At 69.0% G+C, this 25,870-nt stretch carries 28 protein-coding genes, 1 tRNA gene and 2 pseudogenes; 22 read left to right on the top strand and 9 right to left on the bottom strand.

Annotated features, from left to right (window positions below; translation table 11 throughout):
- Nucleotides 1–72: 72 nt before the first annotated feature.
- On the bottom strand, nucleotides 73–990 hold the full coding sequence (locus tag LHA26_RS15700) for a CE1 family esterase (RefSeq protein WP_252166510.1): 918 nt from the start codon (nucleotides 988–990) through the stop codon (nucleotides 73–75).
- A 159-nt stretch (nucleotides 991–1,149) separates the two neighbouring features.
- On the opposite strand from LHA26_RS15700, the gene LHA26_RS15695 reads away from it, so the two are divergent.
- From LHA26_RS15695 to LHA26_RS15670, 6 genes are read left to right on the top strand one after another with little or no spacing between them, the layout of a single operon-like run.
- Entirely contained in the window at nucleotides 1,150–1,692 is a 543-nt protein-coding gene (locus LHA26_RS15695) for a phage baseplate assembly protein V (RefSeq protein ID WP_252166509.1), read from the top strand.
- Nucleotides 1,693–1,700: 8 nt separating this feature from the next.
- A complete protein-coding gene (locus LHA26_RS15690; RefSeq protein ID WP_367890727.1) occupies nucleotides 1,701–2,042 on the top strand; it encodes a GPW/gp25 family protein in 342 nt (113 codons plus the stop codon).
- 11 nt (nucleotides 2,043–2,053) lie between these two features.
- Nucleotides 2,054–3,214, top strand: coding sequence for a phage tail sheath subtilisin-like domain-containing protein (locus LHA26_RS15685; protein WP_252166507.1), 1,161 nt, complete (start codon nucleotides 2,054–2,056; stop codon nucleotides 3,212–3,214).
- A 32-nt stretch (nucleotides 3,215–3,246) separates the two neighbouring features.
- Complete coding sequence (locus tag LHA26_RS15680; RefSeq protein WP_252166506.1) at nucleotides 3,247–3,741, top strand: phage major tail tube protein; 495 nt, start codon at nucleotides 3,247–3,249, stop codon at nucleotides 3,739–3,741.
- Complete coding sequence (locus tag LHA26_RS15675; protein ID WP_252166505.1) at nucleotides 3,741–4,136, top strand: phage tail protein; 396 nt, start codon at nucleotides 3,741–3,743, stop codon at nucleotides 4,134–4,136. The genes LHA26_RS15680 and LHA26_RS15675 overlap by 1 nt, the downstream gene beginning before the upstream one ends.
- Complete coding sequence (locus LHA26_RS15670) at nucleotides 4,133–5,140, top strand: contractile injection system protein, VgrG/Pvc8 family (RefSeq protein ID WP_252166504.1); 1,008 nt, start codon at nucleotides 4,133–4,135, stop codon at nucleotides 5,138–5,140. Before LHA26_RS15675 ends, LHA26_RS15670 begins: the two co-directional genes overlap by 4 nt.
- 17 nt (nucleotides 5,141–5,157) lie before the next feature.
- Here the strand turns inward: LHA26_RS15670 and LHA26_RS15665 are convergent, their stop codons facing one another.
- The 5 genes and pseudogenes from LHA26_RS15665 to LHA26_RS20185 form a co-directional block, all read right to left on the bottom strand.
- Complete coding sequence (locus tag LHA26_RS15665) at nucleotides 5,158–6,294, bottom strand: hypothetical protein (protein ID WP_252166503.1); 1,137 nt, start codon at nucleotides 6,292–6,294, stop codon at nucleotides 5,158–5,160.
- Nucleotides 6,295–6,476: 182 nt separating this feature from the next.
- Nucleotides 6,477–6,857 carry a S24 family peptidase gene (locus LHA26_RS15660; protein ID WP_252166502.1) on the bottom strand — a complete coding sequence of 127 codons (381 nt, stop codon included), beginning with the start codon at nucleotides 6,855–6,857 and terminating at the stop codon, nucleotides 6,477–6,479.
- A gap of 93 nt (nucleotides 6,858–6,950) precedes the next feature.
- Nucleotides 6,951–7,181 (bottom strand): annotated as a pseudogene (locus LHA26_RS20190) (helix-turn-helix domain-containing protein); the annotation flags it as partial.
- Nucleotides 7,178–7,504: a S24 family peptidase gene (locus LHA26_RS15655; protein ID WP_252166501.1), complete on the bottom strand. Its 327-nt coding sequence runs from the start codon at nucleotides 7,502–7,504 to the stop codon at nucleotides 7,178–7,180. The gene LHA26_RS15655 and the pseudogene LHA26_RS20190, both read right to left, overlap by 4 nt.
- Before the next feature lie 174 nt (nucleotides 7,505–7,678).
- A pseudogene (locus LHA26_RS20185) lies at nucleotides 7,679–7,849 on the bottom strand (helix-turn-helix domain-containing protein); the annotation flags it as partial.
- Nucleotides 7,850–7,930: 81 nt separating this feature from the next.
- Here LHA26_RS20185 and LHA26_RS15650 point away from each other — a divergent pair.
- The 7 genes from LHA26_RS15650 to LHA26_RS15620 all read left to right on the top strand — a co-directional run bounded on the left by LHA26_RS15650 (nucleotide 7,931) and on the right by LHA26_RS15620 (nucleotide 14,064).
- Nucleotides 7,931–8,236, top strand: a complete 306-nt coding sequence (locus tag LHA26_RS15650) for a transcriptional regulator (RefSeq protein WP_252168420.1) — start codon at nucleotides 7,931–7,933, stop codon at nucleotides 8,234–8,236.
- On the top strand, nucleotides 8,233–8,724 hold the full coding sequence (locus LHA26_RS15645; protein ID WP_252166500.1) for a hypothetical protein: 492 nt from the start codon (nucleotides 8,233–8,235) through the stop codon (nucleotides 8,722–8,724). Before LHA26_RS15650 ends, LHA26_RS15645 begins: the two co-directional genes overlap by 4 nt.
- The gene (locus tag LHA26_RS15640) at nucleotides 8,721–9,056 is read left to right on the top strand and encodes an Ogr/Delta-like zinc finger protein (RefSeq protein WP_252166499.1); all 336 of its coding nucleotides are present in this window, start codon (nucleotides 8,721–8,723) and stop codon (nucleotides 9,054–9,056) included. Before LHA26_RS15645 ends, LHA26_RS15640 begins: the two co-directional genes overlap by 4 nt.
- 108 nt (nucleotides 9,057–9,164) lie before the next feature.
- A complete protein-coding gene (locus tag LHA26_RS15635; protein ID WP_252166498.1) occupies nucleotides 9,165–11,888 on the top strand; it encodes a toprim domain-containing protein in 2,724 nt (907 codons plus the stop codon).
- Nucleotides 11,822–12,460, top strand: coding sequence for a hypothetical protein (locus LHA26_RS15630; protein ID WP_252166497.1), 639 nt, complete (start codon nucleotides 11,822–11,824; stop codon nucleotides 12,458–12,460). The genes LHA26_RS15635 and LHA26_RS15630 overlap by 67 nt, the downstream gene beginning before the upstream one ends.
- Entirely contained in the window at nucleotides 12,457–12,693 is a 237-nt protein-coding gene (locus tag LHA26_RS15625) for a hypothetical protein (RefSeq protein WP_252166496.1), read from the top strand. The genes LHA26_RS15630 and LHA26_RS15625 overlap by 4 nt, the downstream gene beginning before the upstream one ends.
- A 144-nt stretch (nucleotides 12,694–12,837) precedes the next feature.
- Nucleotides 12,838–14,064 carry a hypothetical protein gene (locus LHA26_RS15620; RefSeq protein ID WP_252166495.1) on the top strand — a complete coding sequence of 409 codons (1,227 nt, stop codon included), beginning with the start codon at nucleotides 12,838–12,840 and terminating at the stop codon, nucleotides 14,062–14,064.
- Nucleotides 14,065–14,070: 6 nt separating this feature from the next.
- On the opposite strand, the gene LHA26_RS15615 is transcribed toward LHA26_RS15620, so the two are convergent.
- Nucleotides 14,071–14,144: transfer RNA gene (locus LHA26_RS15615), tRNA-Gly, on the bottom strand.
- Between the two features lie 286 nt (nucleotides 14,145–14,430).
- On the opposite strand from LHA26_RS15615, the gene LHA26_RS15610 reads away from it, so the two are divergent.
- The 5 genes from LHA26_RS15610 to LHA26_RS15590 are packed head-to-tail and all read left to right on the top strand — an operon-like array spanning nucleotide 14,431 to nucleotide 21,404.
- Nucleotides 14,431–15,084 (top strand): protein-L-isoaspartate O-methyltransferase family protein, encoded by a 654-nt coding sequence (locus LHA26_RS15610; RefSeq protein ID WP_252166494.1) that lies wholly within the window; start codon nucleotides 14,431–14,433, stop codon nucleotides 15,082–15,084.
- 17 nt (nucleotides 15,085–15,101) lie between these two features.
- Nucleotides 15,102–16,553 carry a TolC family outer membrane protein gene (locus LHA26_RS15605; protein ID WP_252166493.1) on the top strand — a complete coding sequence of 484 codons (1,452 nt, stop codon included), beginning with the start codon at nucleotides 15,102–15,104 and terminating at the stop codon, nucleotides 16,551–16,553.
- 42 nt (nucleotides 16,554–16,595) lie between these two features.
- Nucleotides 16,596–17,279: a DUF2497 domain-containing protein gene (locus tag LHA26_RS15600; protein ID WP_252166492.1), complete on the top strand. Its 684-nt coding sequence runs from the start codon at nucleotides 16,596–16,598 to the stop codon at nucleotides 17,277–17,279.
- Between the two features lie 57 nt (nucleotides 17,280–17,336).
- The gene (locus LHA26_RS15595) at nucleotides 17,337–19,994 is read left to right on the top strand and encodes a valine--tRNA ligase (protein WP_252166491.1); all 2,658 of its coding nucleotides are present in this window, start codon (nucleotides 17,337–17,339) and stop codon (nucleotides 19,992–19,994) included.
- Nucleotides 19,995–19,997: 3 nt separating this feature from the next.
- Nucleotides 19,998–21,404 (top strand): MATE family efflux transporter, encoded by a 1,407-nt coding sequence (locus tag LHA26_RS15590; protein ID WP_252166490.1) that lies wholly within the window; start codon nucleotides 19,998–20,000, stop codon nucleotides 21,402–21,404.
- Here LHA26_RS15590 and LHA26_RS15585 read toward each other — a convergent pair.
- Nucleotides 21,347–22,396 (bottom strand): diacylglycerol/lipid kinase family protein, encoded by a 1,050-nt coding sequence (locus LHA26_RS15585; RefSeq protein WP_367890726.1) that lies wholly within the window; start codon nucleotides 22,394–22,396, stop codon nucleotides 21,347–21,349. The genes LHA26_RS15590 and LHA26_RS15585 overlap by 58 nt on opposite strands.
- A gap of 164 nt (nucleotides 22,397–22,560) precedes the next feature.
- On the opposite strand from LHA26_RS15585, the gene fdhD reads away from it, so the two are divergent.
- Genes fdhD through LHA26_RS15570 form a run of 3 tightly spaced genes read left to right on the top strand, consistent with a single transcriptional unit; the run spans nucleotide 22,561 to nucleotide 24,873 of the window.
- A complete protein-coding gene (gene fdhD, locus LHA26_RS15580) occupies nucleotides 22,561–23,355 on the top strand; it encodes a formate dehydrogenase accessory sulfurtransferase FdhD (protein WP_252166489.1) in 795 nt (264 codons plus the stop codon).
- Between the two features lie 10 nt (nucleotides 23,356–23,365).
- Nucleotides 23,366–24,358 (top strand): porphobilinogen synthase, encoded by a 993-nt coding sequence (gene hemB / locus LHA26_RS15575; RefSeq protein WP_252166488.1) that lies wholly within the window; start codon nucleotides 23,366–23,368, stop codon nucleotides 24,356–24,358.
- Nucleotides 24,355–24,873, top strand: a complete 519-nt coding sequence (locus tag LHA26_RS15570) for a GNAT family N-acetyltransferase (RefSeq protein WP_252166487.1) — start codon at nucleotides 24,355–24,357, stop codon at nucleotides 24,871–24,873. The genes hemB and LHA26_RS15570 overlap by 4 nt, the downstream gene beginning before the upstream one ends.
- Nucleotides 24,874–24,889: 16 nt before the next feature.
- Here the strand turns inward: LHA26_RS15570 and LHA26_RS15565 are convergent, their stop codons facing one another.
- Nucleotides 24,890–25,309, bottom strand: a complete 420-nt coding sequence (locus tag LHA26_RS15565; protein WP_252166486.1) for a secondary thiamine-phosphate synthase enzyme YjbQ — start codon at nucleotides 25,307–25,309, stop codon at nucleotides 24,890–24,892.
- Between the two features lie 141 nt (nucleotides 25,310–25,450).
- Here LHA26_RS15565 and LHA26_RS15560 point away from each other — a divergent pair, with 141 nt between their 5' ends.
- A complete protein-coding gene (locus LHA26_RS15560) occupies nucleotides 25,451–25,870 on the top strand; it encodes a hypothetical protein (RefSeq protein ID WP_252166485.1) in 420 nt (139 codons plus the stop codon).

Raw genomic sequence — 25,870 nt, 5'->3', positions numbered from 1 at the left:
TTGCCGCCGCCGTCCCTCACCAAGCTCGAGCCCGCGCCGCGCGATAAACCGCCAGATGAGTATGCCCGATGATCAGGGAGCTGAAGGCGCTCGCGCAGCGCTGTATTTGCTGAAGAAGTTCCACATGGCCTCATTGTCTGCCAGCCATTTGTGCGTTCCTCCTCTCGTAATCCGAGCGATCACCTTAGCCTCGCCAAGGCAGTGGTCGAAGCCCTCCTCATAAACGTCTTTCGAGATCCAACGCCGCCTTATGGGCCTTTGGCATCCGTCAAGCTGAGCCCAACGGATCTCACTTTGCTTCATCGAATATTGCCAATAAGGAGCCCCGCCGCCGTTGATGGGGTTCGTGGTGTCCGCATCTCCGGCAAAGGCGATGATGGGGACAGGTCTCTTTGGATTGCACGTCCTCGGATCCGGCCGACCCGCATTGCCGGGAGACGGCGCTCCCGCCCTCAGGCCAACGACCGGCGCGATCGCGGCGAACCGCTCTGCCTCCACACAGCCGAGCCAGGAGGCCATCCTTCCGCCGCCAGAAATGCCTGTCACATACACGCGGCCAGGATCGACCAGTCCCTTCGAAACCAGCACATCGATAAGCTTGATCAAGAACGCGACATCGTTCCTGTCCTTCTCGGAAGGCATTTGGCCGGTCGCTGTCGGCACATACGGCACGTTCCAAGCGTAACCATCCCGCAAAGCGATCCCGCCATCCGGCGCCGCGACGATAAAGCCATGGCGATCCGCAACACTCCCCAATTTACTGCCGTCAAAAGTGCTCGCTCCTCGGCCATGGCTTCCATGCAAAAGAAGGACCAATGGGGAAGGCTGTCGGCTCGCCGCCGGAGGGACATGGATGAAGACCGGCATATTCTCGACCATTATCGTCCGCGACGCCAAGTCGGGCGCTTGAGCGGGCGATATGGCTGCGGCGGCTGGACCAACGCTGATCGTCATCAGCAGAGCGCAGACGCGGATGAGCGGCAGACCCACGCGATCCCCTCCATTCTTCTTTGCTCTCCTTCGCGAAAGGGCAAAGGAGGCGCATCGTGAAAGACGCTGTGCAAGGCTTTAAAGCGCTAGCTTGTAGAGCGCGTCTCCACAAGCCAGCGCCCGCGCGGCCCGGCGCGGCGCCCGCCATGGTCCCGCATCATGAGCGGCACTCCGGATATCCAGCGGCTGATCGGCGACGTGGTGCGCTTCGGCACGATCGCGTCGGTCGATCTCGCCGCCGCGCGCTGCACGGTGGCGGTGGGCGAGCTGGAGACCGCCGCCGTGCCGTGGATCGCCGGCCGCGCCGGCGATGCGCGGCTCTGGTCGCCGCCGAGCGTGGGCGAGCAGGTGCTGCTCCTCTGCCCCGAGGGCGACATCGCCGCCGGCGTCGCGCTGTGCGGGATCTACTCGGACGCCAACCCCGCGCCGGCCAGCGTCGCCGGCCTGATGCTGCTCCGCTTCGGCGACGGCGCGATCCTCTCCTATGACGCCGACGGGCACGCGCTGGTGGCGCGGCTTGTCCCAGACGCGACGGCGCACATCGTGGCGCCCGGCGGCCTCACCATCGACGGGCCTGTCACCGTCAACGGCACCGTCACGGCTACCGAGGACGTGAAGACCGCCGGCGTCAGCCTGAAGAACCATGTCCACGACAAGGTGCAGGCGGGCGGCGCCATGTCCGGCACGCCGGTGGCGGCCTGATGCGCGGCATGTCGCGCGACACTGGCAAGCCGCTCGATGGCGAGGCGCATCTCGCGCAATCGATCGGCGACATATTGCTCACCCCGCTCGGCAGCCGCGTGGGCGTGCGCGACTATGGCTCGCTGCTGCCCGATCTGATCGACCAGCCGATGAACGATCTCGGCCGGCTGCGGCTGTTCGCCGCCTCGGCGGTGGCGATCGCGCGCTGGGAGCCGCGCGTGCGGGTGACCGGCTTCCGGCTCGCCAGCGACGCGCGGGGGGCGACCGCGCTCACCATCGAGGGCCGGCGACGCGATCTGGCCGGGCCCGCCGCCCCCGCGCGCCTCACCATTCCGCTCCGCCCCGCCTGAAAGGAAGGATCATGGCCGATTTCCACGGCATCAAGGCCACCGAGATTTCGGACGGCACGCGCCGCTTCACCGTCGCCTCGACCGCCATCATCGGCCTCGTCGTCACCGCGCCCAGGGCGGACGAGACCGCCTTTCCGCTCGACACGCCCGTGCTGGTGACGGACGCCGAGGCGGCGATCGACCGGCTCGGCGCGGGCGGCACCGCCAGGAACGTGCTGCGCGCGATCGCCGACCAGGCGCGGCCCGTGATCGTGCTGGTGCGCGTGGCCGAGGGCGCGACGCCGGCCGAGACCAGCGCGAACGTGATCGGCGCCACCACCGCCCAGGGCCAGAAGACGGGGATGCAGGCGCTGCTCGCCGCGCAGGCGCGCCTGACGGTCAAGCCCAAGATCCTCGGCGCGCCCGGCCTCGACACGCAGGCGGTGGTCGCGGCCCTGGTCGTCGTGGCGCAGAAGCTCAAGGCCATGGCCTATGCGTCGGCGGTCGGCGTCGATGTCGCGGCGGCGGCGGCCTATCGCCGCCAGTTCGGCGCGCGCGAGCTGATGCTCCTCTTCCCCGATTTCCTGATGACCGACAGCACAGGCGCGACGGTGACCAGCCATGCCGTGGCGCGGGCGCTCGGCCTGCGCGCGCGGATCGACCAGGAGGCCGGCTTCTTCAAGACGCTCTCCAATGTCGATGTCACCGGCGTCACCGGCATGACCCGGCCGATCCAATGGGATCTGACCAGCGGCGAGACCGAGGCCGGCATCCTCAACGCCGCCGATGTGACCGCGCTCGTCCATACCGGCTCGGGCTATCGCTTCTGGGGCAACCGCACCTGTTCGTCCGATCCGCTCTTCGCCTTCGAAAGCGCGACGCGCACCGCGCATGTGCTGCTCGAGACGATCGGCCAGGGCCTGCTCTGGGGCATCGACAAGCCGCTGCGGCCCAGCCTCGCCAAGGACATCGTCGAGAGCATCAACGGCTTTTTGCGCGACATGAAGCGCGAGGGCGCGCTGATCGGCGGCCGATGCTGGTTCGACGCGGACAAGAATCCGGTGGCCGCGCTCTCCGCCGGCAAGCTGGTGCTGGATTATGACTATACGCCGGTGCCGCCGCTCGAGGCGCTGAGCATCAGCCAGCGCATCACCGACAGCTATTTCGCCGATTTCGCCGCCGGCCTGAGCTGATCCGCCCGCGCCCATCCAACCGGAGATCCTCCATGGCCTATCCCCGCATCCTCAAGCACATGATGCTGTTCAACGAGGGCCGCGCCTATATCGGCGAGGCGAGCGCGATCACGCTGCCCAAGCTCAGCCGCAAGATCGAGAAATGGCGCGGCGCCGGCATGGACGGCGCGGTGCCGATCGACCTGGGCATGGGCGACGAATTCGTGCTCGAGCATGGCTATCCGGGCCCCATCCTCCAGGTGCTTCGGCAATATGGCACCAGCGCCACGCTGCGCTTCGCCGGCTCCTACGAGCAGGCCGGCCGGGCGGACGGCATCGAAGTCTACGCGCGCGGGCTGCACGAGGAGATCGACGGCGGCGAGAGCAAGCCCGGCGAGCTGGGCGCGTTCAAGGTCAAGACGACGCTCTCCTACTATCGCCTCGAGTGGAACGGCGTGCCCGTGATCGAGATCGATCCGATCAACATGGTGCTGACGGTCAACGGCGTCGATCTCCTCGCCGCGCACCGCGCCAATCTCGGCATCTGATGGCGCTGCTCTCGCTCGGCCTGTTCGCCTTCGAGCTGGCGACGCTCGCCTATGATGAGCTGCAACGCCGCTCCGAGTGGCGCTTCGCGCGCACCCCGCGCGTCGGTGCGCGGGACGCGGTGCAGTTCGTGGGACCAGGCGACGACACCATTACGCTCAGCGGTGCTGTCTATCAGGCGATCGCCGATGGCCGCGTGTCGCTCGACACGCTGCGCGCGATGGCCGATCAGGGCGAGGCGGCGCCGCTCGTCTGCGCCGCCGGCACTGTCTATGGCGACTTCGTCCTCGAGCGCCTCGACGAGCGCCATACCGACTTCTGGCCCGATGGCACGCCGCGCCGCATCGACTTCTCGATCGACCTCGCGCGCGTGACGGACGGAAGGGCGCCGCGATGAGCATCGTGCCCCTGCCTGACTTCCGGCTGACCATCGACGGCAAGGATGTGAGCCCCAAGATCCGGCCGCGCCTGTCGGCGCTCAGCCTTACCGAGGCGCGGGGCGAGGAGGCGGACACGCTGGAGATCACGCTCGACGACAGCGACCATGGGCTGGCGCTGCCGCCGATCGGCGCCACGATCACGCTCCAGCTGGGCTGGGCGCGCGGCGGCGGCGGCGTCACCGCCGGCCTGGTCGAGAAGGGCCGCTTCGTGATCGACACGCTCGAGCATGGCGGGCCGCCCGACCAGCTGATCGTCCGCGCGCGCGCGGCCGACATGACCGGCGCGCTGACCACCCGGCGCGAGACGAGCTGGCGCGCGACGACGCTCGGCCAGGTGGTGGCCGACATCGCCGGCCGGAACGGGCTCACCCCGCGCTGCGCCGCGTCGCTCGCCGGCGTGCCCGTCTCGATCGTGGCGCAATCGCGCGAGAGCGACATGGCGCTGCTCCGTCGCCTCGGCCGCGCGCACGACGCGGTCGCGACGATCAAGCATGGCGCGCTGATCCTGGCGCCCACGAGCGCGGGCGTCACCGCCACCGGCCAGGCGCTGCCTTCGATGACGATCCGGCGGAGCGATGGCGATCGTTACGGCTTGACGATCGAGCGGAAGGAGGCGGTGACCGGCGTCACCGCCGCCTGGCACGATCTCGGCGCCGCGCGACGCCATCTCGTCCACGCGGGCGGGGAGGGGCGCCGCAAGCGGCTCGCCCGCGTTCACGCCTCCGAGGCCGAGGCCCGCGCCGCCGCCGAGGCCGAGCATGCCCGGCTCGCCCGCGCGACCCGCACGCTCCGCTTCGACCTGGCGCTCGGCCGCCCCGAGCTCGCGCCCGAACAGCGGGTGACGCCGCGCGGCTTCCGCCCCGAGATCGACGCGCGACCATGGCTCATCACGCGCGCGGTCCACATGCTGGCGGAAGGCGGCGCGCTGCTGACGACGCTGGAGATGGAGGGGGTGTCGTAGGCGACAGATCGCGGGCTTTAGCCGAGTATCCCTGATTGCGGATGCGCAGGATGAACCTGCGGAGAGGCGGGCGCTATTGTTACACCGCGACTATGAGCTTGGAGATCTGGATGCAGAATGCTCCATTGTTTCTTATACTCTTCGAATCTGCCAGCTGCGCGTCTCAGACCATCCACAGACCAGGCTGGAGAAAAACTTTCATCCAAATATTGATAGAATACCTGATACCACGCTTCTATGACGCTATTGAAAAGTCTTTGGTCGCTGCTATCCCGCCGGTTGAATCCGGTCCTGAAGCTAAGAAAGTGTTCGAGCGCGACGTGGGCGTGATGCCCACGATGTACGCCATGAGGGTGAGAATGGTCGTCACCATAAGACTCTTCTGAGCCTTTGGACATCGTTAGTACAAGCGCCAAGATTGTGGTTGCGGCCAAAGCCATATGGATGCTTGTATCGGCATCGCCGAAGCGGCCCAGAGGCTTGATGGTCCATTTGGATCGTCCGGACACGGTGGTAATCTCGGGATCAAGAGCAAAGCGGAGCATCATCTCCGCTGCGCCGACATCTGCATCCCACTCAAGCGTTTGCCGTTCCAAGCTTGTCACGTTTTTGCTCGAAGGACCAAACTCCATCAAGCAGCGCTCACCGGACCTCGCCTGAAACAGGTCAAGATGACCATTCATTATGTGTGTCGTTTCGTGGGCAAGCATGCAATACAAAATGAGAAACACAAGCTTGTCCTTGAGAACTTTCCTGTCTCCGGAAAGCTGGGCGCTGGGAAAGTAAACCTTTTCGACACAGTCTGATGGTGAATAGATTGACTCAGAAACCGTGTCTGGCACGGGACCCATAGCCGGAAACAGAGATTTACTCGACAGCAGAGCACTGCATATACTATCCAGTATTGGCTCGACTCCTGAGAATATGATGATAACATCACATTTTTTTAGTGATGAAGCCGCCGCCTGGAAAGCAGGAGAGTCGGCCACAAGGAATATTGGGCTGCTCCCTTTTTTAGATCCATATATTCGCCAAAGAAATGACTTTGAGGACTTAAACTCGTCTATGACGTTGCGCACGACTGGGCTAACCTCATCGTCCGGGACCGTCACCAAGCTGAGACTTTTTAGAAGCGATGCGACTTCATCCGACATGATAAGCCTCTCCAAAACATTATCAACATAGCGATCGCGTGATGACTGATCCATTGTCCTGTATGGCCGCTTAATTGTAAAGCTTCTCATGGGCGATATTGCACGCGCCGGCTGAAGCACACGGGGCGACCTGGGATCATCATTGTGTCGGGCACGCGCTCGTCGTGATTGGCTTCCAAGGGCTACCCTCTTCGCACGACCGCGCAGAGCTGGCCGAGCAGCGTCACCGCGTCGGCGGCCAGCGCTCGGGCGGGGATGGCGGGGTTGTCCGCCAGAAGCTCGAGGCGATCGCCATCGAGAAAGCGGACCCGGCGCAGCGCGGCGGCCCCCGCCGTGATCGTCAGCCAGATCGCGTCCTGGTGCGCGCCGGCGCGCGCGCCGCGATCGATCAGCACCAGATCGCCATCGACCAGCGCGGGCGCCATGGCGTCGCCCCGCTGGCGCACCGCGCGCAGCTGATCCGCCTCGCCATCGGTGAGCGCGTCGAGCCAGGCGCGCGGCCAGAAGCGCGGCGTACCGGCCCCTTGCTGCTCGGCCGGATCGAGTGCGATCTCCAGAATCATCACCGCGTCGATCTGCTCGGCGACCAGCGCTGGCGTGGGACAGGGAAGCGCGCTGAGCGACGGGTCATCCGTCTCGCCTGTCAGGTACGCCGGGGTTGTCTGCAATTCGCGCGCGATGCGATGCAGATGCGCCGAGCCGGCGCTCTTGCCGGCGACAAGCCTGGCGATCGTCGGTTGGGTAATCGATAGTCGCCGCGCGAGGCTGGCCTGCGTATGGCCAACGGCTTGGAGCCGTTGCGCGACGCGAGAGCCGATGATCGTGAAAGGACGCGCCGGTCCGCTCCACTGGGGCGGGGGACCGGGCGAGGCGCCGCGGGTCGTCACACGCGCCGGCTGAACCAGACGACCCGACCCAGGATCGTCACGTCCGCGACCAAACGCTCGGTCGCGCCGTAGATCGGGTTGCGGCTGAGCACGCGCACCCGTGGCGGGTCGCTGCCCGCGACGCGCTCGAGCAGCTTGACGACATGTCCGTCGCCATCCCAGAGGCAGAAGGCGCCGGGCTGCGAGATCGACTGGCGGCGTTTGTCCACCAGCAGCTGATCGCCGGGCAGGAATTGCGGCGCCATCGAATCGCCCTCGATCGCGAGGGCCAGCATGTCGGAGGGATGGGCGCGGAGCACCGTCTCTATGAGGTGGCGCGACATGGCGACTCGGGGCGACTCGAGCCAACCCCGAGGCGCCCGAGCGGCGCCCGCCGAAGTGGGAAGAAGCTCCACTTTGACCAGATCGAAATCAGCCTCCGGCGCACTTAGAAAATGATCCGTTGGATGACTCCCAGGCCCGCCAGAGTCCGACTGCCCTCGGACCCAGCTCAAGGTCACGCCTAAAGCCTGAACGATCTCCAGAAGAAGACGTGGCCTCTTGGTTTTTCCGCGCAAGATTTGGTTGATGGCGCTGGGAGTGCAGCCAATGCGCTTGGCGAGGCCAGTTTGATCCAATCCGGCGGCTTCCATGGCTTCGGCAAGGCGTCTTATGTCAACTTGCTGCATGCTCTCCTTGTTAAGGAGGATTCTTAAGTATGCTATATCAAATCACTTGCAACGCTACATTGGTATTGCTTTAATAAGTTGATGGACATCAATCGGCAGAGAACGGCCTTTAGGGCGCTCGAGGCCGCCGCGCGGGCGGCGGGAAGCTGGACCGGCCTTGCCGCGATCTGCGGATGCACCCCCGGCAACCTGTCCCAGCTCAAAAAGCGCCGATCGCCGCTGCCGGGGCACTATGTGCTCAAGGTCGAGGCGGCCACCGGCGTTTCGCGCTACGATCTCCGTCCCGACATATTCACGCCCGTCGCATGCTCGGCCAAGAAAGCCGTAGCGGCCCCTGGTGCTCGCGTCCGCTGCGGAGACGCGGCGCCTTCGCAGCGCCGCCCATGACCAAGCCCCGCGCGCCGCTCAGCTTCGCCCAGGCGGTGGCGCTGATCGCGGGGCGCGTCGGCTATGCCCGCCTCGCCCATCTCGTCGGCCGCTCGGAGCGGGCGGTGCGCTATTGGAGCGAGAGCGAGTGCCGCACCACGCCCTCGCTCGGCCAGGCCAAGGCGATGGATCTCGCCTGGCGCGCCGCCGGCGGCGCGGGTTTCCCGATGCTGGAAAGCTATGCGCGCCAGCTGCACAGCGAGAGCCTCGCGGCGCGCGCTTGCGCGGCCGGGCTGGCCGAGGATCTCGCGGCGGTGGCGCGCGAGACGGCCGACGCGATCGCCACCGGCATCGCCGTCACGCGGCCGGGCGCGGGGGCGGGCGCGATCCGCCACGCCATCGCCGAGGCCGAGGAGGCGAGCGGCGCCACCACGCGGCTGCTCGGCCGGCTGAAGAGCTTCCTGTCCGGCACTTCCGCGGGGCGGGCGGAAAGGGGGTCCAACCTGTGAAGCGCGTCATCCATCGCCGGCTCGTCATGGCCTGTCCGCATTGCGGCACCCGCGCGCTGATCCGCACCAGCGAGCAAATGACCATCCTGTGCCGAGAGATCCGGTTCCGGTGCGAGAATGATTCCTGCGGGCATCATTTCGTCGCGCAGCTCGCCATCATCCACAGCGTCGTCGCCAGTCGCACGCCCAATCCCGAGGTTCGGCTACCGCTCGGCGCGTCCGGTCTGCGGGCCGCCCGGCCGCGCCCGGCCAATGAAAACGCCCTGCGCCCGGCCAATGACGATCACGCCGACGCGGCGCCGCGCGCCGACGAGACGATCATGAGCGGCTGATCGGCCCCGGCCGGCCCAGCGCCTCACCCCGCACCCGACGCGACCGACCCGGCGGCACGGCCCCGCCTCCGGGATCGGGCGCGGATCGCCCCACGGAAGAGCGAGACTTTGCGCGACGATCTGCTCCGCGACGTGACCGCCCGCCTCAAGGCCGATTATGGGCTGAAGCGGGAAGGCGCCTATCTCCGCAAGGGCAAATGCCCGCAATGCGGAGCGAAGGACAGTCTCTACACCCCCGCCGATCATCCCTGGCTGCTGCGCTGCGGCCGGCTCAACAGCTGCGCCTGGGAGCAGCCGACAAAGGCGCTCTATCCCGAGATCTTCGACGACTGGTCCCGGCGCTACCGGGTGACGCCCGAGCGGCCCAACGCGGCGGCCGACGCCTATCTGGAATATGCGCGCGGCTTCCAGACCAAGCCGCTCGCCGGCGCCTATGCGCAGGAATTGTATCGCGATCCCAATCTCGGGATCATGTCGGCCGCCGTCCGCTTCCCGCTGCCCGGCGGCGGATGGTGGCAGCGGCTGATCGACCAGCCCGGCCGGTTCGGCGACAAGAAGGCGATCTTCGCCTTTGGCAAAAGCTTCGCCGGCCATTGGTGGGCCTATCCCGGCGACACGGTGGAGACGCTCGCCGCGGCGTCCGAGATCTGGATAGCGGAAGGCATTTTCGACGCGATCGCGCTGCGCCAGGCTGGCGTCGTCGCGGTCTCGACGATGACGTGCGGCAATTATCCCGCCGCCGCGCTCGCCGCGCTGCGCGCCGCCATCGCCGCGCGCGCCGAGCCGGGCCCGGCGCCCAAGCTGATCTTCGCCTTCGACCAGGGCGCCGCCGGCGTCGAATTCACGCGCAAATTCGTCGCCAGGGCGCGCGAGGAGGGCTGGATCGCCGGCGCCGCGCAGGTGCGCGTGGATGGCGAGGGCGAGAAGCAGGACTGGAACGATCTGGCGATCGCCGACCGCCTCACCGCCAAGGACCGCGAGGCGTATCTCTGGGCGGGCGATGTCACCATCGCCGGGACGCCCGACGAGAAGGCCTTCCTGATCTACAAGCGCTTCAAGACCACCTCCTTCCCGCTGGTGTTCAACCAGCGCCAGCTCTGGGCCTCCTTCTCGGTCGAGCGGATCGAGCAGACCCGCGAGAGCATCGCGCGGAACAGCCCCGAGACGCTTGAAGGCCTCGATCACGAGCAGCAATGGGAGCTGGCCGCGCGCCAGGCTGTCGAGGTGAGCGAGCTCGCCAACTGCACCTTCCGTACCCTCTATTTTCAGCGCGATCCCAATATGGACGAGGGCGCCTATTATTTCCGCGTCGATTATCCGCATGAGCGGGGCCGGCCGCGTCGCGACGCGGTCCGGGCCACCTTCTCGGGCGCGGCCTGCTCCGCCGGAACCGAGTTCAAGAAGCGCCTCTCCTCGGTCGCGCCCGGCGCGCAATGGACCGGATCGACCGCGCAGCTGGACCGGCTGATGCAGCGCCAATGGGCGACGATCCGCATCGTCGAGGCGATCCAGTTCACCGGCTATTCGATCGAGCATAAAGCCTATCTGCTCGGCGATATCGGCGTCAGCGGCGGCAAGGTCGCGAAGATCAACGAGGATGATTATTTCGTCTTCGGCGCCCAGGCGGTGAAGCTGCGCACCAGCGATCGGCTGCTCAGGATCGCCTATGATCCGGATCGGCTGAACCTCGAATGGGTCGGTCCGATGATCGACGCCTGGGGCGCGCCGGGGCTGGTGGTGCTGGCCTTCTGGTTCACCGCGCTCTTCGCCGAGCAGATCCGCGCCACCCAGGAGAGCCTGGGCTTTCTCGAGGTGACCGGGCCGCCGGGCACCGGCAAGACGACGCTCATCACCTTTCTGTGGAAGCTGCTCGGCCGCGTCGGCAATTACGAAGGGCTGGACCCGATCAAGGCCTCGCCGGTGGGCGTCGCGCGCACGCTCGGGCAGGTGGGCAATCTGCCGGTGGTGCTGATCGAGGGCGATCGCGCCCAGGAGACGCCGCACGGCCGCCGCTTCGAGTGGGACGAGCTCAAGACCGCCTATAATGGTCGTGCGGTGCGCGTGCGGGCGATCGCCAACGCGGGCATGGAGACCTTCGAGCCACCCTTTCGGGGGGCGATAATGATCGTGCAGAATGATCCGGTCGATGGATCGCCGGCGATGCGCGAACGCATCATGGGGGTGCGGTTCGACAAGACGGGCTGGGGTCCGCGCACCCGCGCGGCGTCCGAGCGCATCACCCGCTTCGAGCGCGACGCCGTGTCGGGCTTCATCGTTCACGCCATCCGGCGCGAGGCGCAGGTGCTCGAGCGCTACGCCGAGCGCTTCCGGGCTCACTACGCCGCCTTTCTGGAGCGGCCGGGGATCCGCAACGATCGCCTCGCCAAGAACCACGCCCAGCTCGCCGCCATGCTCGACGCGCTGCGCCTGGTCGTGACGAACCTGCCCGACGAGAGCGTGGACGAAGCCAAGGCGCTGATCGGCGCCATGCTCGACGAGCGCCAGCGCCTGGCGGAGCATGATCATCCCCATGTCGAGCAGTTTTGGGAATTGTTCGATCATCTGGCGGCCAGCGATCCGCCGGAGACGATGACGCCGCTCAACCATAGCGGCAATCCGGCGCTGATCGCGGTCAATCTGGTCCAGATGGAGCAGCGGCTCGCGCACGCGGGCCTTAGGCTGCCCGGGCAGGGCGGCATGACCGAGATGAAGAGGCTGCTGAAGGGCGGCCGTGTCCGCAAATTCGTCGAGTACAAGGCGGTCAAGTGCTCGAGATCCAAAAAGACCGTCAATTGCTACGTGTTCGAGGCGTCTGTTCCCTCCCATCCCTGATCCGGAGCGCGGATGATGCAGCCACGATCTTCAACGCCGGCGCGGTCGACGCGCGGCATGGCCGGACCCGGTCGCCGGGCCGGCGGCGCGGGCCCGGGCCTGTGATGCGCACGCCCGAGGAATTTCTGCGCGCGCTCGGCGCGCCCGTCGCGACCGCTCCGCGCCGGCGTCCGGCCGCGGGCGATGGCGGAGCGATCCGCCCCTGGGACTATGTTCGTCTGCGACGCGCATGCGCCGGCCTGACGATCGCGGCGGCGGCGCGGCGTCTGGCGCGTTGGCCGGAGGAGCGCGCGCTGGCGGAGCGCACGCTGCGCGCCGCCGAGCGCTGCGACGTCCTCCTGCGCGACGTGCGCGCGCTCGGCCTTTCGCGTGCCTTCGCGTTCGACCCGGCCGTCTATCAGCAGCTCGTCGATGGCGAGCCGGTGCGGCTCTGCCGGGGCTGCGGCTGGGACGCATGGGCCGAGCAGCTGGATCATGCGGGCGACGCCTGCGCCTGGTCGGCCGAGAATGGCGACCTTTGCACCCGGTGCGCGCCGGGCGCCGCGCGCGCGACGGGAGGAGGCGCGGCATGAGACACCCACCCGCCGGCCTGGTCCATGCCAGCTGGTGCCGCTGCCGCCGCTGCGCGCCCCCCGCCGCGCGCGGCGCCTTGCCGCGATGGCCGGGGCGGGGGCGGGGCGGCCGCGTTCGCGAGACGGGCTTCCGGGCGATCATCTGGATCGTGCTGGTCGCGATCGCGCTGCTGGCGTCGCCGCGCATGCTCGCCCGAAGGCTCGTCCGGTGGAGCGGAGGGCGTCATGGCTAGTCTGCCCGATCTCGATCGTCGCCTCTCGAGAAAGATCGAGCAGGGCAGGGCCATCCAGCTGAGCGCCGACGATCTGGACATGCTGGTGGGCACCGGTGCTATCGAAACCTTTCGTCGCGCCGTGGCCGCCTATCAGAGGAACCAATGCCAGCAACGAAGCGCCCGAAGCCGCTCTATCAGCGGGGCGCTTACAAGCTCTACGCCCGAGCCGGACGCGCCCTCGAGATCATCTGGTACGACCCCGAGCGACGACGCGAGCGTAGCCTTAGCGCGGGCACGCGCGATCTTGGGGAAGCGCGCCTAGCGCTCGATCGCCTGTTCCTGGCGTCCACGGGCGCCAAGCGGTGCCCGACCTGTCACCGCGCCTGGGATCATCGGGAGACGCCGCTGCTCGCCGACGCGATCGCCGATTATCTGATCCTCGGCGAGCACAAGGCCGGCGCCAAGTCCGCCCGATCCCGGCTTGGCCATGTCCTCGATTATCTGGCCGATCGTCCCGCCACGCGCTGCGCCGACGTGGACGCGCGCTGGGTGGACGGGTTTCGCGCCTGGCTGCGCGCCAAGCCCGTGGTCAGCCCCAGGGGCGCCGTGACCCGCGATCGCACGCTCGGCGCGGTCGAGGGCTGCGTCCTGCAGCTCGCCGCCGCCATCAACGCGACGCCGGGCCAGAAGGCGGCCTTCCGCGCCGAACAGCCGGCCGCCGTGGCCGCGTCGCCCGTGTATCGCGCGGACGTGCCCATGCTCGCCCGCATGTTCGACTTCTGCCTGCGGCCCGAGGCGCCGACCGAAAAGGCGCGGGCCGCGCGGCGGCGCGAGCGCGCGAACCTGCTCCGCTATTTGCGCTTCGCGGTCTCGACCTGGGCGCGGCCGGACGCGATCTTCGACGCCAGGCCCGTCCAGTGGCACGCCGCCGCGCGCGTGCTCGATCTCAATCCGCCGGGCCGGCGGCAGACCAAGAAGCACAGGCCCAAGATACCGATCGCGCGTCAGTTCGCCCCCTATCTCGACAGTGGCGACGCCTTTCTTCCCGTCTCGCTGGTCCGCGCGCCTTGGGAGAGGATGCGCGCGCATCTCGGCCTGCCGACGGGCCGGGAGTCGGGCGAGAAGCTGATCCGGCGCTCCATGGCGACGATCGCGCGCCGCCGAATCGGAGAGGCGCAGTGGCGGCAGGGCGAGATGATGCTGGGCCATGTGAAGACGAGCGTCTCCGACATCTACGCCTTGCCGGATCCCGCCAATCTCGGCCTCGCGCTGGCGGCGACCGAAAGCATCATCGACGACATAGAAAGGCTAGCGCCGGGCGCCTTCGATCCACCCGCTTACCGCGCATTTACCGCGCCCCGCTCGCTGGCCGGGCCGAAAAAGCTTTGAAAATCATGGAGCGGGTGAAGGGAATCGAACCCTCGTCGTAAGCTTGGGAAGCTTCTGCTCTACCATTGAGCTACACCCGCGATGCCGGCGCCTCCGCCCCGCAGGAGCGGGCGACGTGCCAAGCGCCCAGTGCCACAGGCCGGGGCGGTCGGTCAACGGAAACCCGCCGCCGCGCAACGGACAGGCGGCGCGAGTCGGTCGGGCGCGGCCGGCGCCTTGGATCCGCGGGGCGCAACGGCTTCAATCGAGTGGGAAAGCGGATCCGGCGGCGTGGCGGACATTGCTGTCCGGCGCCGGCTCGCCTACGAGTCTCCTCGGCCAACAAGTGTGTTGTCAAACTAATACAGTTGTGCGAGGACGATATTCATGAGCGGACAGGATCTCGATACCGCCCGGCGGGCCATGATCGTCAGCCAGCTGCGCCCGAACAAGGTGACGGACGTGGCGGTGCTGGAGGCGATGGAGGCGCTGCCGCGCGAACGCTTCGTGGGCGATGGCCATGCGCGCCTCTGCTACCGCGACGCGATCATCCCGCTGGCGCCCGGCCGCGGCCTCAACGCGCCGCTGGTAACGGCGCGGCTGCTGGATCGCGCGCAGGTTCAGCCGGGTGAGCGCGTCCTGCTGGTGGGCGCGGCGACCGGCTATTCGACCGCGCTGCTCGCGCGGATCGGCGCCGAGGTGGTGGCGCTCGAGGAGGATGCCACGCTGCTCGCGCGGCTGCGCGACACTCTAGCCGACACGCCGAAGGTGACGATCGCCGAGGGGCCGCTCGCCGCCGGCTGGTCGGCGGGCGCGCCCTATGCGCTGATCCTCATCGAGGGCGGGGTCGAGCAGATCCCGCAGGCGCTGTGCGACCAGCTCGCCGAGGGCGGACGGCTGCTCGGCGGCCTGGTGCGCAACCGGCTGTCGCAGCTCGTCTACGGCAAGAAGGTGGGCGGTCATATCGGCTTCGCCGCCTTCGCCGACATCGACACCGCGCGCCTGCCCGGCTTCGCGCCCGAGCCGGCCTTCACCTTCTAGAGGAGCGATCGAACCACATGACGAGGGGGGCTGGGGGAAAGGCGGCGCTGGCGCTGGCGCTGGCGTGCGGGGTCGCATGGCCGGGTGCCGCATCGGCGCTCACCTTGCGCGAGACGCTCGACGCCGCCTATGGCAATAATCCCCAGCTCAACGGCCAGCGCGCGGCGCTGCGCGCCACCGATGCGCAATATGGCATCGTCCGCGCGCAGGGGCTGCCGAGCCTCGGCGTCCAGGGCTCGCTCAGCCAGAATGCGCGCAACTACAGCCAGCTCAACGGCTATAACCGGATCGTCTCGGTCGGCGCGCAGCTGAGCGTGCCGGTCTGGCAGGGCGGGCGCGTGCGCAACGCGCTCAACGCCGCCGATGCCCGGGTCGCCGGCGGCCAGCAGGGGCTGCGCGCTACCGAGGGCGATGTCTTCGTGCAGGCGGTCACGGCCTATATGGATGTGCTGCGCGATCGCGCGATCGTGAAGCTCAACCTCAACAATGTCCGCGTCCTACAGACCAATCTGGACGCCACGCGCGACCGCTTCCAGGTCGGCGACCTGACCCGCACCGATGTCGCCCAGTCCGAGGCGCGGCTGGAGGGCGCGCGCAGCCAGCTCTCGGCCGCCCAGGCGCAGCTGACCACCAGCGAGGAGAATTTCCGCGCCGTGATCGGCCAGTCGGCGGGCACGCTCGACAGTCCGCCCGATCTGCCGATGCTGCCGGCGGGCGCCGACCAGGCCGAGGCCACCGCCCTGCGGGAGAACCCGAACATCGCCGCCGCGGCGGCGGCGGTGAAGGCGGCGCGCTACGATGTCGGCGCCGCGCGCGCCACGCGCCTGCCGATCGTCTCCGCGACGGCGTCCGAGAATTACTATAACTATGCCGGCGCCGCGAGCGGGCTGGTGCCGCGGCGGGGCGATTACGGCGTGGTCGGCGTGACGGCCACCATCCCGCTCTACCAGGGCGGCGGCCCCTCGGCCCAGGTGCGGCAGAGCCAGGCTTTCGAGAGCCAGGCGCTGGAGCAGCAGATCGCGACCGAGCGGCAGGTCGTCGCCAATGTCCATGCCGCCTTCTCCAATTATCAGGCGCTGCTCGCCACCGAGCGATCGAGCCGCGAGCAGGTGCGCGCCAATGCGCTGGCGCTGGAAGGGCTGCGCGCCGAGCAATCGGTGGGGCTGCGTCAAGTGCTGGACGTGCTGAACGGCGAGCAGGAGCTGCTCTCGAGCAATGTCACGCTCGTCTCCGCCCAGCATGACGCCTATATCGCCGGCTTCCAGCTACTGAACGCCATGGGCCTGGTCAATTACAAGCGGCTCGGCCTGAACGGCGGCCCGCTCTACGACCCCAATGTCCATTATGAGAGCGTTCGCCACACGATCAGCGATTTCAAGGAGGAGCCGACCCCGGCGGCACTCTCCAAGCCGATTTACGGTCCGGCCGTGCCGGAGCAAAATTCCCCGGTGACACCGCCGGGGAACTGAGGAATAGTGCCCGCCATGGGGCCACTTAACCAAGAGCCGTCGATGGAGGATATTCTCGCCTCCATCAAGCGCATCATCGCCGAGGACAGCGAGGTGCCCGCGCGCGGCGCGCGGTTGAAGCCGCGGCCGGTGGAGGCGGATCACGCCCCGCTTGTCGAGGAGCCCATCGCCGAGGAAGAGGCGCCCGAACTGGCCGACGCCGCGCCGGACATCGTGCGCGACGAGCAACCCGCGCCCGCGCCGGAGCTTCGGCCCGCCATCGCGACGGACGAGGCGGCGCCGTCCGCGGACGTGCTCGAGCTGACGAGCCCGATCGCCGCCGAACCCGCGCCGCCGCCACCCGCCGCCGAGCAGGCCGATGCGGCCGCGCCCGCCCAGCTGGAGGATCTCGTGCCCGCAGCCGAACATGCGCCCGAGCTGGCGGCGACCCGCGCGGCGGCCGATCCGGTCGCGGCGCCTGCGCTTGCTGGCGATGCGCCGGCGGAGACGGCCGGCCCGGACCAGGCCACGATCCTGTCCGGCGCCGCCGCCGCCGCCAGCCGCCACGCCTTCGCCGCCCTGTCCCAGCTTCAGATCCGGCCCGAGGCGGGCCCGGGCCTGACGCTCGAGGCGCTCGTCGCCGATCTGCTGCGGCCGATGCTGCGCGATTGGCTCGATCGCGAGCTGCCGGGCATTGTCGAGCGGCTGGTCGCGGCCGAGATTGCGCGCGTCAGCGGGCGCGGCTGAAGCGGCCTCGCGCCGGCCCTCGATTCCCCGCGCCGGCCCTGCTAGGCGCCGTCCATCATGACCGAACTGCCCAAGACCTTCGATCCCGCCGCCATGGAAGCCCGCTGGTACAGCCATTGGGAGGCACAGGGGCTGTTCCGCCCCGCGCGGCCGGGCGCCACGCCCTTCACCATCGTCAACCCGCCCCCCAATGTGACGGGCTCGCTGCATATCGGCCACGCGCTGGACAATACGCTTCAGGACATTCTCGTCCGCCATGCCCGGCTGAAGGGCAAGGACGCGCTATGGGTGGTCGGCACCGATCATGCCGGCATCGCCACCCAGATGGTCGTGGAGCGGCAGCTCAACGCCGCCGGCCAGAAGCGGACCGATTTCAGCCGCGAGGATTTCATCGCCAAGGTGTGGGAGTGGAAGGCCGAGAGCGGCGGGCAGATCACCCGCCAGCTGCGCCGGCTCGGCTGTTCGATGGATTGGGCGAACGAGCGCTTCACCATGGACGAGGGCTTCAGCCGGGCGGTGCTGAAAGTCTTCGTCACGCTCTACAAGCAGGGCCTCTTGTACCGCGACAAGCGGCTGGTGAACTGGGATCCGGGCCTGGGCACGGCGATCAGCGACCTGGAGGTGGAGACCAAGGAGCGCAACGGCCAGTTCTGGCACCTGCGCTACGACCTCGCCGACGGCAGCGGCGCGATCGAGGTGGCGACGACGCGCCCCGAGACGATGCTCGCCGATATGGCGGTGGCGGTGAACCCTGAGGACGCGCGCTACAGCGCGCTCATCGGCCGCCAGGTGAAGCTGCCGATCACCGGCCGGCTGATCCCGATCGTCGCCGACGCGCATGCCGATCCCGAACTCGGCTCGGGCGCGGTGAAGATCACGCCCGGGCATGACTTCAACGATTTCGAGGTGGGGGTGCGCGCCGGCATCCGCCCGGCGGACATGCTCAACATGCTCGATGCGCGCGCCGCCATCTGCCAGACGGCCGATGGGCGCGTCCCGGCGGATCTGATCGGGCTCGACCGGTTCGAGGCGCGGCAGCGGATCGTCGCCATGCTGGAAGAGGATGGCGCGCTGGTCCGGGTCGAGGATCGCGTGATCCAGACGCCCTATGGCGATCGCTCGGGCGTGGTGATCGAGCCCTGGCTCACCGATCAATGGTATGTCGATGCCGCGACGCTCGCCAAAGGCCCGATCGAGGCGGTGCGTTCGGGGCGGATCGCGGTCGTGCCGAAGAGCTGGGAGAAGACCTTCTTCAACTGGATGGAGAATATCCAGCCCTGGTGCGTCTCGCGCCAGCTCTGGTGGGGCCATCGCATCCCCGCCTGGTATGCCGAGGACGGCCGCATCTTCGTCGCCGAGAGCGAGGCGGAGGCGCAGGCGGAAGCGGGGGCGGGGGTGGCGCTGACCCGCGACAGCGACGTGCTGGACACCTGGTTCTCCTCCGCCCTCTGGCCCTTCGCGACGCTGGGCTGGCCCGACGATGCGGATCCGAGCCTGGCCGGCCGCTACCCCAATGACGTGCTGATCTCCGGCTTCGACATCCTGTTCTTCTGGGACGCGCGGATGATGATGCAGGGCATGCACTTTCTCGGCGAGGTGCCGTTCCGCACCCTGTATCTGCACGGGCTGGTGCGCGCGGCGGACGGCGCGAAAATGTCCAAGTCCAAGGGCAACACCGTCGATCCGCTCGGCCTGATCGATCGCTACGGCGCCGATGCGCTGCGCTTCTTCATGGCGGCGATGGAAAGCCAGGGCCGCGACATCAAGATGGATGAGAAGCGCGTCGAGGGCTATCGCAACTTCGCGACCAAGCTGTGGAACGCGGCGCGCTTCTGCCAGGCCAACGGGATTGGCGGCTCGGACAGGCTGGAAGCGCCGCCGGCCGCGCTGGCGGTGAACCGCTGGATCATCGCCGAGACGATCGAGACGGTGCAGGCGATCGATCTCGCGCTCGCCGACCATCGCTTCGACGGCACCGCCAACGCGCTCTATCAATTCGCCTGGAGCCGCTTTTGCGACTGGTATCTGGAGCTGATCAAGCCGCTGCTCCAGGGCGATAACGAGGGTGAGGGCGACGCTGCGGCGGCGGAGACGCGCGCGGTGGCGGGCTGGGTGCTGGATCAGATCCTGGTCCTGCTCCACCCCTTCATGCCCTTCATCACCGAGGAATTGTGGCACGCGCTCGGCACGCGCGACCATGATCTGATCGTCGCGCGCTGGCCGATCGCCGACGCCCGCGCGATCGATCCCGAGGCGCGCCGCGAGATCGACTGGCTGATCCGACTGGTGAGCGAGGTGCGCGCGGCGCGGACCGAGCTGAACGTGCCGCCGGGCGCGCGGCTCGCCGTGCATGTCCGCGATGCGGCGCCCGCCACGCTGGCCCGGCTTGCGCGCCAAACGCCGGCGATCGCGCGTCTGGCGCGCATCGATCCGGCGGCCGGCGAGGCCGCGGGCGGCGCCGCGCAGGTGGTGATCGACGAGGCGACCTTCATCCTCCCGCTCGAGGGCGTGATCGATCTGGAGGCCGAGAAGGCCCGGCTCGGCAAGGCAATCGCCGCCGCCGCCAAGGAGCGGGACGGGCTGGCGGCGCGGCTCGACAATCCCAGCTTCGTCGCGCGCGCCAAGCCCGAGGCGGTGGAGAAGGCGCGCGCGGACCATGCCGACAAGGCCGCCGAGGCCGATCGGCTCGGCGCCGCGCTGGCGCGGCTGGGCTGAGCCATGGCGGACGGATCAGCCCCCGCGCGGCGCCCGGGCGGGCATGATCTGACCTCCGGTCCGATCCTGCGCACGCTGATCGTCTTCGCCCTGCCGACGCTCGGATCCAACATCCTCCAGTCGCTCAACGTCTCGATCAATGCCGTGTGGATCGGCCGGGCGCTGGGCGAAAAGGCGCTCGCCGCCTCGTCGAACGCCAATCTCGTCACCTTCCTCGCCTTCGCGGCGGTGTTCGGCTTCGGCCTGGCGGCCACCATCCTGGTCGGACAGGCGATGGGGCGGCGCGATGTGGACGCGGCGCGGCGCGCGCTGGGCACCGCCTTCGGCACCTTCGCGATCGTCTCCGCGCTGGTGGCGGCGATCGGCTGGTTCGCCGCCGCGCCGCTGCTGCGGCTGCTCGCCACCCCGCCCGAGGCGGTGCCGCTCGCGCTCGCCTATCTGCGCGTCATCTTCCTGGGCGTTCCCGCGAGCTTCCTGCTCGTGGTGCTGTCGATGGGGCTGCGCGGCACGGGCGATTCGCTCACCCCCTTTCTGGTGATGGTGCTGACGGTGGTGCTGGACGCCGGGCTCAACCCGGTGCTCATCCTCGGTCTCGGCCCGGCGCCGCGGCTGGGCATCGCCGGCTCGGCGCTCGCCACGCTGTTCGCCAACAGCGTGGCGCTGCTCGTCACCATCGTCATCCTCTATGCGCGCGATCTGCCGATCCGGTTGCGCGGCGCGGAGCTGCGCTATTTGCGACCCGATCCCGCGCTGCTGCGCATCATCCTCGTCAAGGGCCTGCCGATGGGGCTCCAGATGTTCGTCATCTCCTTCGCCGGGCTGACGCTGATGGGGCTGGTCAACCGGGCCGGGGTGGATGTCACGGCCGCCTATGGCGTCGCCCTCCAGCTCTGGACCTATGTGCAGATGCCGGCGCTGGCGATCGGCGCCGCCGTCTCGGCCATGGCCGCGCAGAATATCGGCGCGGGCCGCTGGGATCGGGTGGATGCGATCACGCGCGGCGGGGTGCTGGCCAATCTGGCGCTCACCGGCGCGCTGCTCGCGCTGCTCTTCGCGGTGGATCGGCCGGTGCTCGCGCTGTTCCTGGGCGCGACCAGCCCGGCGGTGGAGATCGCCCGCCACATCAATCTCGTCGGCAGCTGGTCCTTCCTGCTCTTCGGGGTGACGATCGTGATCTTCGGCACGGTGCGCGCCACCGGCGCGGTGGTGCCGCCGCTGGTGATCCTGTTCCTCGCGCTCTTCCCGATCCGGCTCAGCGTCGCCTTCGCGATGATGCCGCGCTTCGGCACCGAGGCGCTGTGGTGGACCATGCCGCTCGGCTCGCTCGCGGCGATGCTGATGGCGATCGGCTATTACCGCTTCGGCGGCTGGCGGCGCGCGCGCATGGCGGTGCCCGCCGCCGCGTCCTGATCGCGACGGCGGCGACGCCACAGCGCATAGCCCAGGCCGGCGGCGAGCAGCAGGCCGCCCGCGCCCGCCATGCGCCGCCGCGAGGGCGGCGGCACCGGCCCGTGCGCCACGGCCGCCCCGTCGCGCGGCGCCATCACGCGGATCGCCGCCCGCGCCACCCGCGCGGTGACGGGGGTGTGCGCCAGCACCTCGCCATCGATCGAGATGGGCATGGGCTCGGGCGTGGCGATGCGCAGCGATGTGCCTTCGAAGCTGCGCACCAGCCGATCGCGCTGGGGCAGGCGCAGCACGCTCGCCGCCCAGCTGGCGATCAGCCCGGCGCGGCTCTGGCCGATCACCGCCTGGACGACGATGCGGCCCGAATCGAGCGCCGCCTCCTCCACCAGATCCACTCCGCCATGGAAGCGGCCATTGGCGATCCGAACCTCCACCGCATCCACCGTCTCCTCGCCGATGGTGACGCGGAAGGGCTGGTAGCGCGCCAGCTGGCGCGCCGCCCAGAGCAGATAGCCGGGACGGCCGAGCCACGCCTTGAGCCCGTGCGGCACCGTTTCGGCGATCTGCGGCGCGATGCCGAGCGTCGCGCAATTGGCGAAATAATCGCCATCGATCATGCCGAGATCGATCGCGCGGGGCACGCCGCTGGCGATCACGTCCACCGCGCCGGGCAGATCCAGCGGCAGGCCGAGCGTCCGGGCGAAGCTGTTCGCGGTGCCGAGCGGGAGCACGCCGAGCCGCGTCTCATGCCCCACCAGCAGATCCACCGCGGACGACATGGTGCCATCGCCCCCGCCGACGATGACGAGGCCGATGCCTCGCGCCACCGCCGCCCGCACGCGATCCGGCAATTGCTCCGGCTTGCGGACGGCATAGGCTTCGGCAAGGTCCACGCCGGCGGCGCGCAGCAGCGTGCAGGCGTGACGGAACTGGGCCCGACCCTTGCGCGAGCGGGCGTTGACGATCAGGGCGGCGCGGGGATTGGAATGGGTCACGCTCTCGCAAACGCGCCGCCGACCGTTACGGGTGCATGATCGTGCCAAGGAACCGGGGCGGGGCGCGCGGGGTTCCTTTCTCCTCTGTGAGAAAAGGAAGCCGCCATGGGTAAGGGACTGTTATTGTGGCTTTTGGGCGTGCCGATCCCAGTCATTCTGCTGCTGTGGCTGATCTTCCGCTAGGACAGCGCGCCTTCGCCTTCCGCCGCGTCGCCGCCGATGGCGCGGCGGCTCCGATCGCGCGTCCGCTCGCCATCGAGACGCCGGTGGCGATCGAGATCGACGGCATCGGCTATGCGGTGATGATGGCCACGCCCGATGCGCTGGAGGATTTCGCCACCGGCTTCTGCCTGTCCGAACGGCTGATCGACACCGCCGCGGACCTGCTCTGGATCGAGGCGCAGCCGGTGGCGCGCGGCGTGATGCTGCGGCTGGGCCTCGCCGATCCCGCGCGCGTGCAGGACCGCGTCCGCCATCGGGTGTCGGAAAGCTCGTGCGGGCTGTGCGGCATCGAGAATCTCGAGCAGGCGTTGCGGCCGCTGCCGCGCCTGCCCGAGGCCGCGCCGATCGCGCCCGCTTCGGTGTTTCGCGCGCTCGCGGCGCTGCGCGCGCATCAGCCGCTATCGGCCAGCACCGGCGCCGTCCACGCCGCCGCGCAGGTGGATGCGGCCGGCGCGATCGTCCGCGTCCGCGAGGATGTCGGCCGCCACAATGCCTTCGACAAGCTGGTCGGCGCACTCGCGCGGGCGGGCGCGGGTTGGGACGGCGGCTTCGCGCTGACCACGGCGCGCCTCTCCTACGAACTGGTCGAGAAGGCGGTGCTCGCCGGCTGCCCGGCGATCGCGGCGATCTCCGCGCCGACCAGCCTAGCGGTGGAGCGGGCGCGCGCAGCCGGTCTTCAGCTCTTCGCACTCGCCCGGCCGGACGCGCTACTGGAAGCCGTCGACGGAGAGGATTAGGTCTGCGCGCATGACCGCCGCTTATCCCGCGCTCCGCCTGCGCCGCACCCGCGTCGCCCCCTGGTCCCGCCGCCTCGTCGCCGAGACGGTGCTGAGCCCCTCCGATCTGATCTGGCCGCTCTTCATCGCCGAAGGGCAGGGCGTGGAGGAACCGATCGCCACCCTGCCGGGCGTGTCGCGCTGGTCGGTGGATGGCATCGCCGCCCGCGCGCGCGAGGCGCGCGATCTCGGCATTCCGTGCCTCGCGCTCTTCCCCAATACGCCCGAGGCGCTGCGCAGCCCGGACGGGCGCGAGGCGCTCAACCCCGACAATCTCATCTGCCGCGCCATCCGCGCGATCAAGGATGCGGCGCCGGAGATCGGCGTGCTCACCGATGTCGCGCTCGATCCCTATACCGAGCATGGCCATGACGGGCTGGTCGACGAGGCGGGGTATGTGCTCAACGACGAGACTATGGCGCTGCTCGTGGAGCAGGCGCTGGTGCAGGCCGAGGCTGGCGCCGATATCATCGCGCCATCGGACATGATGGACGGCCGCGTGGCCGCGATCCGCGCCGCGCTCGAGGCGGGCGGCCACCGCAACGTCCAGATCATGGCCTATGCCGCCAAATATGCCTCCGCCTTCTACGGACCGTTCCGCGACGCGGTCGGCTCGCGGGGCCGGCTCAAGGGCGACAAGCGCGGCTATCAGATGGATCATGCCAATGCCGAGGAGGCGTTGCGCGAGGTGGCGCTGGATCTCGCCGAGGGCGCGGACACGGTGATCGTCAAGCCCGGCCTGCCCTATCTCGACATCATACGCCGTGTGAAGGAACGCTCCGAAGTTCCTGTGTTCGCGTATCAAGTGTCGGGCGAATACGCGATGATCGAGGCCGCCGCCGCCGCCGGCATGGGCGATCGCGATGCGCTCGCGCTTGAGACGCTGACGGCGATGAAGCGCGCCGGCTGTTCGGGCATGCTCACCTATTTCGCGCCGCTCGCCGCCCGGCTGCTGGGCGCGTGATCGAGACCGCGCGGCTGCGGCTCCGTTTCTGGACGGAGGCGGATCGCCCCGCCTATCACGCGCTCTGCGCCGCGCCGGAGGTGATGGCGCATCTCGGCGGTCCGCAGGCGCCGGCGGAGGCGGATCCGGGGTTCGAGCGGATGCTGGCGAGCCAGGCCGCGCATGGCCATGGCTTCTGGGGGGTTGAGCGGCGCAGCGACGACGCGCTGCTCGGCCTGTGCGGGGTCAAATATGGCCGCGTCGGGCCGATCCTGGATCGGCTGGAGATCGGCTGGCGGCTGCGCGCCGATGCCTGGGGGCAGGGCTATGCCCGCGAGGCGGCGACGGCCAGCCTCGCCTGGGCGGCGGCGCATCGGCCGGGCGAACCCGTGTATGCCATTACGGTGCCAGCCAATCGGGCGAGCTGGGGTTTGATGACCCGGCTGGGCATGCGCCGCCGGCCCGATCTGGATTTCGACCATCCCGATTTTGCGCCCGGCCATCCCCTCCGCGCGCACATCGTCTACCAGGGCTGAGCGAGTGCGGCGCCGATCAGGCGCCGATCAGGTGCAGCGCCACCTCGCGCCGATGCGGCGCGCGCCGGTGCTCGAACAGATAGAGCCCCTGCCACGTACCCAGCATGAGCGCGCCGCCGATCAGCGGGATCTGGAGCGACACGCCGGTCAGCGCCGTGCGGATATGCGCGGGCATATCATCCGGCCCCTCATCGTCATGCTCATAGCCGGCCTGTTCGGGTACGAGATCCTCGAAGAAGCGCGCCAGATCACGCTTCACCGCGGGCGCTGCATTTTCCTGGATCAGCAGCGAGGCCGAGCTGTGGCGGCAGAACAGCGTGAGAAGGCCCTCGGCCATGCCGGTCTCCGCCACCCAGCGGCTCGCCTCGCGCGTGAATTCGTAGAGGCCCTTGCCACGGGTCTCGAGCCGCAGCAGCTGGCTGGCTTGGCGTAGCATGATCCGCTGTTCCCTCGCATCGAACGAAAATGGGGCGGTTCGTCCGCTATCCCCTTGTGAGGCTTTTGCAAGCGGACCGCGTCCGGCTTATGCTGGCCGTCGCGCGGAGCGATTGCCACCCGCGCGGGTAGGGGGTTTGCGTTGCTTGCCGAACTGGCCTCGCTTCACGATCTGCTGGACGAGCGGATGGCGATCATGCGGCGACTGGTCCATGAGGAGCAGCTCCAGCGTGAGCGCGTCTCCTTCGCCAGGCTGGAGCTGAGCCGCTGCAGCAGCGCGCGCAGCCGGCATCTCACCGAGCGCGTCTTCCCCTATCTGCTCGCGCGGCTGACCGGCGAGGAGGCCGATCAGGTGCGCCAGCTTCAGGCCGCGATGGTGCCGATCCGCGCCACCTCCGCGGCCCATGTCACGCGCTGGCCGTCGGAGGCGGTCGCGGCGGACTGGCCGAGCTATCGCCAGGCGTCGCACGCCATTCTCGCCATGATGGCGGCGCGCATCGCCGAGGAGCGGGCGATCCTCTATCCGCTGCTCAAGCGGCTCCAGCATGGCGAGGGGCGCTGA

It is taken from the genome of Sphingomonas morindae (genome assembly GCF_023822065.1).
Lineage (GTDB): Bacteria > Pseudomonadota > Alphaproteobacteria > Sphingomonadales > Sphingomonadaceae > Solisphingomonas > Solisphingomonas morindae.
This window is presented reverse-complemented; position numbering and strand designations above follow the sequence as displayed.